This window comes from Streptomyces sp. NPDC059142 (assembly GCF_042755665.1).
Classification (GTDB): Bacteria; Actinomycetota; Actinomycetes; order Streptomycetales; family Streptomycetaceae; genus Streptomyces.
Map to the genome: position 1 here is coordinate 1 of NZ_JBHZDA010000069.1, position 10,377 is coordinate 10,377.

General features: G+C 73.9%; 5 protein-coding genes. 2 read left to right on the forward strand and 3 right to left on the reverse strand.

Translation table 11 applies throughout. The annotated features are described in order from the left end of the window. Positions 1-93 precede the first annotated feature (93 nt). The 3 genes from ACFXPK_RS22970 to ACFXPK_RS22980 all read right to left on the reverse strand — a co-directional run bounded on the left by ACFXPK_RS22970 (position 94) and on the right by ACFXPK_RS22980 (position 3,863). Positions 94-1,275, reverse strand: a complete 1,182-nt coding sequence (locus tag ACFXPK_RS22970; protein ID WP_385001746.1) for a cytochrome P450 — start codon at positions 1,273-1,275, stop codon at positions 94-96. A gap of 93 nt (positions 1,276-1,368) precedes the next feature. Next, positions 1,369-2,427: a DegT/DnrJ/EryC1/StrS family aminotransferase gene (locus tag ACFXPK_RS22975; protein WP_385001768.1), complete on the reverse strand. Its 1,059-nt coding sequence runs from the start codon at positions 2,425-2,427 to the stop codon at positions 1,369-1,371. A gap of 59 nt (positions 2,428-2,486) precedes the next feature. After that, the gene (locus tag ACFXPK_RS22980; protein WP_385001749.1) at positions 2,487-3,863 is read right to left on the reverse strand and encodes a glycosyltransferase; all 1,377 of its coding nucleotides are present in this window, start codon (positions 3,861-3,863) and stop codon (positions 2,487-2,489) included. A gap of 338 nt (positions 3,864-4,201) precedes the next feature. Between ACFXPK_RS22980 and ACFXPK_RS22985 the strand changes: the two genes are divergently transcribed. Together ACFXPK_RS22985 and ACFXPK_RS22990 are read left to right on the forward strand one after the other, a co-directional pair. Further along, positions 4,202-7,099: an ATP-binding protein gene (locus ACFXPK_RS22985; RefSeq protein ID WP_385078167.1), complete on the forward strand. Its 2,898-nt coding sequence runs from the start codon at positions 4,202-4,204 to the stop codon at positions 7,097-7,099. A 162-nt stretch (positions 7,100-7,261) separates the two neighbouring features. After that, entirely contained in the window at positions 7,262-10,348 is a 3,087-nt protein-coding gene (locus ACFXPK_RS22990) for an AAA family ATPase (protein ID WP_385078169.1), read from the forward strand. The last annotated feature ends 29 nt before the right edge of the window (positions 10,349-10,377 follow it).

Genomic DNA, 10,377 nt, shown 5'->3' on the forward strand with positions numbered 1-10,377 from the left:
TGTGTGCGTGAGTGGGGGGGGGGGGGGGGGGGGGGGGGGGGGGGCGGCGCGCCCCCCCCCCCCCCCCCGCGGGCCGGTGCCGGGTGCCGGTGGCTACCAGCGGACCGGCAGCTCGTGCAGTCCGAAGAGGATCCCGTCGTACTTGAAGGCGAGTTCGTCCATCGGGACGGCCAGCTCCAGGGTGGGGATCCGCTCGAACAGCCTGCGGTAGGCGATCTCCATCTCGACCCGGACCAGGTTCTGGCCCAGGCACTGGTGGACGCCGTACCCGAACGCGATGTGCCGCCGCTCGGAGCGCTCCGGGTTGAAGGCGTGCGGACAGCCGAAGACCTCGGTGTCGTGGTTGGCCGCCGCGATCAGCGGCACGATGCCCTCGCCCTTGCGGATGAGCTGCCCCGCGATCTCCACATCGTCCACGGCCACCCGCAGCGCGACCATGTCGGCCACCGAGTGCATCCGCAGCAGTTCCTCCACGACCCGGTCGCTGCCGATCCACTCCGGGTTGGACAGCAGCGTCACCACGCCGAGACCGATGTTGTTCGCGGTGGTCTCGTGGCCGGCGATCAGCAGGAGCAGCAGGACACCCGACAGCTCCTCGTTGCTCAACTGGCCCGTCGACAGCAGCCGGCTGATCAGGTCCTCGCCGCGCCACTTCTCCTTGATGGCGATGAGCCGGTTGATGTAGCGCAGCAACTCGCGGGTGGCGGTGGCGCGTTCCTCGTCGGTGGAGGTGCGGATCGCGACCAGCGTACGGGTGCGCGACTCGAAGAAGTCCCGGTCCGCGGAGGGCACGCCGAGCAGCGAGGAGATGACCAGGGACGGGACCGGCAGCGCGAAGTCGTCCACCAGGTCGGCGGTGTTCCCGCCGGCCAGCATCGCGTCGATCCGCTCGTCCACGGTCCGCTCCACGGCGGGCCGCAGCTCCCGGACCCGGCGCACGGTGAACTCCGGGATCAGCACCTTGCGGAACCGGTCGTGCTCCGGGGAGTCCAGGCCCACGAACCAGCCGGGGATCTGGTCCTGCTTGGGCACGCCCATCGTCGCGCCGACGTTGGGGAAGCCCTCGTTGTCCGGGTTGGCGCTGATCTTCGGGTGGGTGAGCACCGCGCGTACGTCCTCGTGCCGGGTGACCAGCCAGATCGGGACGCCGTTCGGCAGATGGGACCGGACCAGGCCACTCTGCGCCCGGTGGCTGGCGTACTGGGACAGCGGCAGCGGTTCCTCGGGCGTGCGCAACGGGAAGTCGACCACCGTGGGGCCGGGGCTGGTCGTCATGTCCGCTCCTCGTTTCTCTTTCTGCGGTCGGGGGGCCGGGCCCGGTCGGGGCCCGGTGGCGGGCGGGTGCGGAGGCCCGCGGCGGGCCACCGGTCAGCCCGTGGTGCAGAACTCCCGGACGGCGCCGGTGATGTACTCCTGGTCGGCCGCGGTCAGCCCGGTGTGGGTGGGCAGATACAGCCCGTCCTCGCTGAACCGGTGGGCGTTGAGCGTCGGCCATACCGGGTCGAGGTAGCCGGGCTGGCGGCTCATGGGCTTGAAGAACAGACGGGTCTCGATGCCGCGCGCGTCGAGATGGGCGCGCAGCTCCTCCCGGCGTTCGGCGCGCAGGTCGTACATCCACAGCACGTCGCGGGCCGGCATCAGCGTGATGCCGGGGAGGTCCTTGAGGGCCGCGTCGTAACGGGCCTCGATCTCCCGGCGGGTGGCGAGGATCTCGTCGAGCCGCTCCACCTGGGCCAGGGCGACGGCGCCCTGCATGGCCGTCATCCTGAAGTTGTACGCCAGCTTCTTGTGCAGGAAGCTGTGGTCGCGGGTGAAGGCCATCGCCCGCAGATGCGCAAGCTGCTCGGCCAGCCGCGGGTCCTCGGTGAGACAGATACCGCCCTCACCGGCCGTGATGATCTTGTTGGCGAAGAGCGAGTAACACGCGATGTCGCCCACCGGGCGCACCCCGTGCGCCTCCGCCGAGTCCTCCACCACCCGCAGGTTGTACTGGTGCGCGATGTCCATCACGGCGTCCATGTCGCAGCGCCGGCCGTAGATGTGCACCGGCATGATCGCCCGGGTGCGCGGGGTGATCTTCTCCTCGATGCGGGTGACGTCGATGTTCAGATCGTCACCGCAGTCCACGAAGACCGGGGTGGCGCCGGTGTAGGTGACGGCCCACGCGGACGCCACCATCGTGAACTCCGGCACGATCACCTCGTCGCCCGGTCCGATGCCCAGCGCGCGCAGCGCGAGGGTGAGGGCGGCGGTGCCAGAGGAGCAGGCGACGCCGTGGGCGACCCCGTTCCACCGGGCGAAGGCTTCCTCGAACCGCTGGACGTACGGGCCCTGGGAGGAGATCCAGCCGCCGGAGACGGCGTCGGTGACGTACTCCAGTTCGCGGCCGTCCAGACTCGGCCGGGAGACGGGATGGGTGAAGGCCATGGGGTCCTCGCTGCTGTCGCTGGGCTGACGCTGGATGGGGGAGGGCGGGCGCGGGGCGTTCACGCCGAGGGGAGCAGGCCGACGACGAGATCGGCGGCGGCCTTGCGACCGCCGGCCTCCCTCTGGAGGGCGCCCAGTCGCTCGGCCTGCTCGCGGAACGACGGCTCGGAGGTGACGCGGGTCAGCTTGTCGACCACGTCGTCGGGGTCGACGGTGTGCGGCTTGTCCAGGGTCAGACTGATGCCGAAGTCACGGCCGCGGACCGCCTGGTCGAAGCAGTCCACCCACAGCGGGCGCACCACCTGGGGCTTACCGAAGTAGACGCCCTCGTGGTAGGCGTTGCCGCCGCCGTGCGAGAAGAACGCGGAGACCTTCGGGTGGGCGAGCACGTCGAGCTGCGAGGGCACCCAGTTCTCCACCCGCAGGTTCGCGGGCAGCGACGCGGCGGGCGGCAGCAGATGCTGCTGCTCGGTGGGGAGCTTCCACAGGAACTGATGGGTGTCCGCCATCCGCCGGGCCACCTCCACCAGGGCCCCGACCTCCTCGCGGGTGAGCCGCGTGATGGTGCCGAACCCCATGTAGACCACCGAGGACTGCCGGTCGAGCCAGCCGGACACCTTGTTGTCGTCCGGCGCCTCCGGCAGCGGCGGCAGCAGGGCCCCCACCAGGTTCAGCTTCTCCGGGATGTCGAAGGGGTAGTCCAGCTCCGCGACGGACGAACAGACCACGGCCGCCGCCTTGTCGACACGGGTCATCGCGTTGGGCGGGGCGATGCCGAGTTCCTTGCGGATCGCCGCGTCCTCCCGCAGCACCTTGCCCATGTCCGGGTTGAGGAACATGCCCAGCGTGCGCCACTTGAACAGGGCGTTGTCCAGCTTCTGCCGGGCCGACATCCGCTGCGGCAGCCCGGAGTTCGGGACCGGGAAGTTCTTGGGGGTGTACGAGGCGCCGAACGGGTTGTGCGACGTCAGCACATTGCTGGGGACGAAAGGCACGTTGAGTACGTACGGGATGTTCCGGGCCAGCGCCAGATCGACGGCGAAACCGGCCACGCAGTCGACGACCAGCAGCGCGGGCTGCACCTCGTCCACGACCTTCTCCAGCTCCCGGTACTTGCGGGCCTGGAGCGCGGGCTTGTACGACTGCCGGACCACCGCGCGGTGCGCCTTGAACCGGGAGGACTGGGTGACCTCGCGGTACACGTCGTCGTCCCAGGTCACCGCGGACAGCTCGGACACCACCTCGCCCAGCGAGGCGAACGACACCGGTGACGCGGCGCCGAGCGCCTCCACGTCGCCGCGCCGGTGCTCGTCGGTGGCGAACCACAGATCGGGGACGCCCCGTCGGGCCAGCTCCCCGGCGAGCACCAGCAGCGGGTTGAGCAGCCCGCTCTCGGGGAGGCTGACGAAGAGGATCGGCCGGGCGGCGGAGGTCATGGGGGGAACGCCCTTTCACGAAGTGACTGCCGTTGGTCGCCGCGGTCCGCCGGTCACCTGGGAACGGGCGCGGAAGTCGTGCGGTGTGCGGTGCGCCGGCCGGGGTCGGACACGGGCGTTTCCGACCGCACCCTCACTTGATCTCATGGCCGCCACCGGGGAAATCCTTAGACATCGGCTCCGGCCCCTCCGCCGGACCCTGGAATGTGCGTAGATGAGGTTCCGGCGGGGCATGTGCGCGTCATGGCCGGTGATCACCGCCGGACGGCGGGACCGCGCATGCCCCGGTCACCGCCGGCCGCCGCGCGGGGCCGTGTCGACGACGCGAGGGAGAGCAAGTGAGCGATCGGGCCAGTGCCGTCACCTCCGTACCACCCCTGGTCGGACGGGCCCGTCAGATGGAGGCCCTGGCCCGGCACGCCGCCGCCGCGCGCTCCGGCCGGCCCCGGCTGGTGCTCGTGGACGGTCCGGCCGGCGTCGGCAAGACCGCCCTGCTGCGGGCCGCCGTCGCCGCCGACGGCCCCTTCGCCGGAATGACCGTCCTGTACGGCGGCTGCCGCGCCGTCGACGCCGCCACCGGCTACAGCGCGGTCCGCGCGCTCTGCGGCCGGCTCGGACTGACCAGCCGCAAGGGCCGCACCTCCCCGCTCCTCGACGGCGGCGCCCGGCGCGCGCTGCCCGCCCTCGTCACCGACCCCGCGGACCCCGACAACCCCGGCGCCGCGCCCGACAACACCTTCTCGGTCCTCCAGGGCCTGTACTGGCTCGCCGTCAACCTCATGGCCGAGGCCCCCCTGGTCCTGGTCCTCGACGACGCGCACTGGTGCGACGAACGCTCCCTGCGCTGGCTGGACTTTCTGCTGCGCCGGGCCGACGGGCTGCCGCTGCTCGTGGTGGCTGCCCACCGTACGGAGGCCGGGCTCGCGGCCCCCGACGCCCTCGCCGACCTGGCCGCCCACCATCTGCCGGACCCGCTGCGCCTCGGCCCGCTGGACGCCTCGGAGGTGGCCGAGCTGACCGCCGGGCTCTTCCCCGGGCGCCGGCCCGAGCCGGCGTTCGTCGGCCGGCTCGTCTCCGTCACCGGCGGCAGCCCGCTGGAGGCCGTACGGCTGCTGCGCGACCTGCGCTCCGCGGGGCTCGGCCCCGACGAGGAGGGCGCCCGGCGGATCGCCGAGGCCGGCGGGAAGGTCGTCGCCGCCTCCGTGCACGGGGTGCTCGCCGGCCAGCCCGGCTGGGTGCGCGAGGTGCTGCTCGCGCTGGCCGTCCTCGGCGACGAGGACACCGCCTACCTCGCCGCGCTCGCCGGACTCTCCGCCCTGCACGTCGAGGAGGGCGTGGAGATCCTCGGACAGGCCGGGCTCGTCCAGGCGGGACGCCGTGAACCCGTCCACGACCTGGTGCGCGCCGCCGTCCTCGACCGGCTCGGCGCCACCGGGGTCGCCCGGCTGCGGCTGCGGGCCGCCCGGCTGCTCAGCGACATCGGGCGTTCCCCCGAGGAGACCGCCGCCCAGCTCCTCGCGGTGCCGGGACCCGGCGACGCCTGGACCACCTCCGTACTGAGAGCCGCGGCCACCCAGGCCGAGCAGCGCGGCGCCCCCGAGGCCGCCGCCCGCTACCTGGAACGGGTACGGGAGGCGGACCCGGACGACCCGGATGTGCTGACCCGGCTCGGCAAGGCCCTCGCCGAGACCGATCCGAAGCGCTCGGTCGGCCTGCTGCACGAGGCGCACACCCTCACCACCGACGTCCGTGCCCGCACCGCGACGGCGGTCCAGCTCGCCCTCACCTGCCTCAGCGTCCAGCAGTCCCCGGACGGCGCCCGGGTCCTGACCGAGGCGCTGGACGACCTCGACGCCGAACTGGGAACCGACCCCGAGCCCGCCGACCGCGAACTGCGCACCCTCGCCGAGTCCGCCCTGCTGATCGTCGGCGCCGACGAGAAGTCGACCCTCCCCGACGTACTGCGCCGCACCGCCGGCATCACCCCGCCGCCCGGCGACACCCCCGCCCAGCGCCAGCAGCTCGCCATGCTCGGCGTGCTCGCGGCGGTGGACGGCCACCCCGCCGCCGAGAGCGTACGCAGGGCGCGCCGCGCCCTGCGCGCGCCCGGCGTCCCGCTGGGCCCGTGGTCGCTGCTGCCCGCCTCGCTCGCCCTCTCGCTCGCGGACGAGAACCGCGCCGCCGACGCCGCGCTGGAGACGGTGCTGCGCGGCAGCCGGGACACCGCGGCGGTGTGGACGTACGTGCTCGCCCTGTCCACCCGCTCGCTGTACCGCCTGGAGAACGGCGCGGTCGCGGACGCGCTGGCGGACGCCCAGACCTCGTTGGAGATCCTCGGGCAGGAACGCTGGGGCGACAGCGCGGTCACGCCGCACACCGCGTACGCGGCGGCCCTCGCCGAACGCGGTGAGGTGGCACGGGCCGAGGAGTCCCTCACCGCCATCAAACGGCCCAGACTGGACCGTTTCGCCTGGGAGTACCACTGGTACCTGATGGCACATGGCCGGGTCAGGGCGGTCGGCGGCGATCCGGAAGGCGCGCTGGAGGCGTTCCGTGCCTGCGGCGACTCCCTGGACGCGGCGGGTCTGCGCAATCCGGTCTTCGCCCCCTGGTGGCTGGAGGCCGCCTGTCTGCTGGGCGGGCTCGGGCGGACCGCGGAGGCCAGGGAGGCCGCCGCGTACGGCGCGCCGCTGGCCGAGCTGTGGGGAACCCCGCGCGCGCTCGGGTACGCGGCCCTGGCCCGCGGCGCCGCCACGCCGGGCCCGGCCGGGGTGGCGCTGCTGCGCCGGGCGGTCGCCCTGCTGGAGTCCTCACCGGCGCGGGCCCATCACGCGCGGGCGCTGCTGCTGCTCGGGCGGGCGACGCTGGCGGGCGGGTCGGTGCGGGAGGCGCGGGACCATCTGCGGGAGGCGGTCGGGCTGGCCCGGCGCGGCGGCTGTGTGGCCCTCGCCAGGGAGGCCAGGCAGGATCTGGTCGACGCGGGCGGCCGGATGCGGGAGATCACCGCGTCACCGCTGGACATGCTGACGGGCACCGAGCGTACGGTGGCCGGTCTGGTCGCCTCCGGAGCCGGCAACCGCGAGGTCGCGGAATCCTTGTTCGTGACCGTCCGTACGGTGGAGCTCCATCTGACCAGTGTCTACCGCAAGTTGGGCGTCGGCCGGCGCGCCGATCTGACGGAGGCGCTGCGGGCGGGCGGGCCGCCACCGCCCGTTCCGCCCCGGATGAGCGCATGATCAGGGGAGTGAACGCCGGACCAGGAGGATGAACGTATGATCCGGAGACCGGGCGGTGGATCAAGAGGACGAGTGCCTGATCCGGGGAAGGGGGAGCGCCGGCAAGAAGAACATCGCGTTACATGGGGCATACCTCTCCCCACGGATATATAAGATCATCGTATGCAGTCCCCCGAGTTCCTGCTCCTGGAGCGTGACCGAGAACAGGCTGTGCTCTCGGCCATGATCGGCGAGCTCCGGTCCGCGCGCCCCGCCGTGGTCACCGTGACCGGCGAGCCCGGACTCGGCCAGAACGGCCTGCTCCGCTGGGCCGCCGAACAGGCCGGGGACACCGGGCTGAGGGTGCTGACTGCCCGCGCCACCCCCGCCGAGCACCAGCTCAGGTACGGTGTCGTCGCCCAGCTCCTCACCGGCGAGGACCGCGACATCGCCCCGCGCCTCTTCCTCACCCAGGACCGCTCCGGCGGACTCCCCGGCCTCGGCGGACTCCTCACCGCCGCCCGCGACCGCCCCACCCTGCTCGTGGTGGAGGACGTCCAATGGCTGGACACGGCCTCCCTGCGCTGGCTGGAGGCGCTGGTCCGGCGCCTGCCCCGGGTGCCCCTCGCCCTGCTCACCAGCAGCACCGGCGCCGCCATCACCCGGCCGGAGTGGAGCGTCGGCACCTCCCTCACCAGCACCGTCAGCACCATCGAACTCGCCCTGCCGCCCCTCACCGCGAGCGGCACCGCCGACGCCGTCCACGCGGTCTGCGGCGCCCCGGGCGACCCCGACTTCACCGCCGCCGTCGCCGAGGCCACCCGCGGCATCCCGGCCGTCATCCACGACGTCCTGTCGCGCTTCACCCGGGCAGGACACCACCCCGGCGCCGAACACACCGGCCACCTGCGCGCCCTCACCGCCGAAGTGGTCGGCGACCACACCGCCAAGGCCCTCAGCGAACTCCACGACCCGGCGGCCGTGGACGCCCTGCGCGCCCTCGCCGTCTGCGGCGACCTGCTCGACTTCCCCCTGGTCTGCGGGCTCGCCGGACCGCACGCCGTGCCCGAGGCCAGACTGCGCGCCGCACTCCAGGCCAGCGGCCTGACCACCCTGCGCGACGGCTCCCCGTACGTACGCGACAGCGTGGTGCGGGCCCGCATCCTGGAGGAGATGACGGCCGCCGACCGCGGCGACCTGTACGTCCGCGCCGCCCGGCTCGCCCAGCGGGTCGCCGCCGACGACCAGGGCATCGCCGATCTGCTGCTCCTGGCAGGCCCGGTCGGTGACCCCTGGGCCGTGGACACCCTGCGCCGCGGCTTCACCGACGCCCTGCGCGGCGGCCGCCGGGACCGCGCCGTCGGCTATCTCGTCCGCGCCCTCGACGAACCCCTGGACGCCCAGACCCGCGCCCGTATCGAATTCCAGCTCGCCTCCGTCGAGATGGTCACCGTCCCCGCCGCCGCGGAGCGACGCCTGCACGGACTGATCCGCGCCCCCGGCACCGGACTGCGCTCCCGCGCCATCGACCTGTGCCTGCTCGGCGGCGACACCCGCTCCGCGCGGCTCGCCCTCGCCGAATCCGGCGACCTCCCCAGGCCGACGGCCGCGCCCGCGCCGGCAGCGCGGCCGGGGCGGGGGAGCGGGGCCGCCGGCCCGTACGCCACCCACCCGTACGCCGCCGTCCCGCCGGTCCCCGCCAAGTCGCCGGGGACCCACGCCGCGGTCCACTGCCCGAGCCCCGCCGAACCGTCCCCGGGACCGACGGAGCCCGCCGATCGCGGGCTCGCCGAACACCACGAACTCACCGCTCTGCTGCGGATGGCCGACGCGCTGCGCCACGACGCGAACGAACTCGACATCCTCCCGGCGCCCGCCCTGCCCGAGCACTCCCACAGCCCGGCCGTCGCCGGCCTGCGCTCCTGGCAGCACGCCGTGGCCGGCGCCCACATCGACGAGGCCCGCAGGCTCGCCCGCGCCGCCCTCGCCCCGGACCCCACCGGACGCCCCCCGCTCGTGATCCCGCGCCTCTTCGCCTGCCGCACCATGCTGCTCACCGACGACGGCGACGAGGCGGAGACCCACCTCGCCACGATGCTCGCCGAGGCCCACCAGGAACGCTCCGCCATCGCCGTCGCCCACATCGTCGCCGTCCGCGCCGACCTGCACATCCGGCACGGCCGTCCCGATGCCGCCGCCCGGGACCTGGCCGCGGCGGAGGCGGAACTGCCGCCCGCCCGGCGCCATCCGCTCTTCCTCCCGTACTGGACCGCCCTCGGCATCGTCGCCGACATCCAGAACGGCCGGCTGGACCGGGCCCGCGAGTCCGCCGCCCGGCCGGTGCCGCGCCTCGCCCAGGAGTGCGCCACCACCGCCTACCTGCTCTTCGCCCAGGGCGTCATGGCACGCGTCGACGACGACCCCTTCCAGGCACGGGAGTACTTCCGCGCCGCCGGCCGCTGGCTGCTGCGCTTCGGCTGCGCCAACCCCGCAGAAATGCCCTGGCGTTCGCTCGCCGCCGAGGCCGCGCACGACCTCGGCTCGGGGGAGGAGGCCCAGCGTCTGGCGGGTGAGGAACTGGACCTCGCCCATCGCTGGGGCGCCGCCAGCTCCCTCGGCCGGGCCGAACTCAGTCTCGCCATGGTGACCGGCGGGAACCGCGTCGAACACCTCCGCGCCGCCGTCGCGACCCTCAGCGACGCGCCCGCCCGTACCGCCTACACCCGCGCCGTGCTCGAACTGGCCTCCGTCGAACGCGAGGAGGCCGAACGCAGGTCGGCCGTCGCCATCACCCCGGACGGTCCGCCCCGCGCCGACGACATCGCCGCCACCCTGCTCGCCGACACCACGGGCCCCGACATCCCGGTCCACCTCGGCGGGACACAGCGGCCGGCCGATCCCGCGCCGTCCGACGCCCGCCGGCCCTCCGGCGCCCGGACCCCCGCCGCGTGGCGCGGCCTCAGCGACACCGAACACGAGGCCGCGACCCTCGCCGCCCGCGGTCTCGGCAACCGGGAGATCGCCGAGATCCTCTCGGTGACCACACGCACCGTCGAGCTGCGTCTCAGCGGCGTCTACCGCAAACTCCGCATCCGCGGACGTGAGGAACTGCGGGCACTGTCCCGAGGATCGGAGGGCAGCTTACCCAATGCTGCTGGAGCGCAACATAGAGACAGCACTGGTCGAGGCCGCGCGCGGGGCGGGGGCCCCCGGGGGGGGCGCCCGGGTCCGGCGCACCGGGCCCCGCGGCCGCGGGCCGGGCTCGTTTAAACAAAAGACGCGGGCGGCGGGGGTTGGTG

What these genes read in the sequence shown, in the direction of transcription:
- ACFXPK_RS22975 (WP_385001768.1), bottom strand. Translation starts at nt 2,427, where the DNA reads ATGGCCTTCACCCATCCCGTCTCCCGGCCGAGTCTGGACGGCCGCGAA.
- ACFXPK_RS22990 (WP_385078169.1), top strand. Translation starts at nt 7,262, where the DNA reads ATGCAGTCCCCCGAGTTCCTGCTCCTGGAGCGTGACCGAGAACAGGCT.
- ACFXPK_RS22980 (WP_385001749.1), bottom strand. Translation starts at nt 3,863, where the DNA reads ATGACCTCCGCCGCCCGGCCGATCCTCTTCGTCAGCCTCCCCGAGAGC.
- ACFXPK_RS22970 (WP_385001746.1), bottom strand. Translation starts at nt 1,275, where the DNA reads ATGACGACCAGCCCCGGCCCCACGGTGGTCGACTTCCCGTTGCGCACG.